The sequence below is a fragment of the Dyella sp. ASV21 genome, assembly GCF_016428975.1.
Classification (GTDB): domain Bacteria; phylum Pseudomonadota; class Gammaproteobacteria; order Xanthomonadales; family Rhodanobacteraceae; genus Dyella.
The window spans coordinates 1-379 of the sequence record NZ_JAELTT010000280.1; the positions used below are offsets into that span (position 1 = coordinate 1).

1 pseudogene is annotated in these 379 nt (G+C 72.3%); it reads right to left on the reverse strand.

The features are described from left to right. Positions 1 to 132: 132 nt before the first annotated feature. Positions 133 to 225 (reverse strand): annotated as a pseudogene (locus JHD67_RS22525) (ComF family protein); the annotation flags it as partial. Positions 226 to 379: the final 154 nt, after the last annotated feature.

Genomic DNA, 379 nt, shown 5'->3' on the forward strand with positions numbered 1-379 from the left:
CCCCCCCCCCCCCCCCCCCCCCCCCCCCCCCCCCCCCCCCCCCCCCCCCCCCCCCGTTATCCCGCACACCCCGCCACACGCGATTCGGTCACGGGTCTCGTGGGCTCGGAGATGTGTATAAGAGACAGGGCACAGTTGAGATAACGCGCGTCCAGCGGCCAGATCACCGGCAAATTTGAAGCGCGACTCCAATCGATCCAGCGGCCAGCCATAGCGAAACGACGCCCGCCCAATAGCGCTCAGCGCGGAGGGGGGGGGGGGGACACATCTGACGCTGCCGACGACAACGTTCGGGTGTAGATCTCGGTGGTCGGCGTATGATTAGGATGGGGGGGGGGGGGGGGGGGGGGGGGGGGGGGGGGGGGGGGGGGGGGGGGGG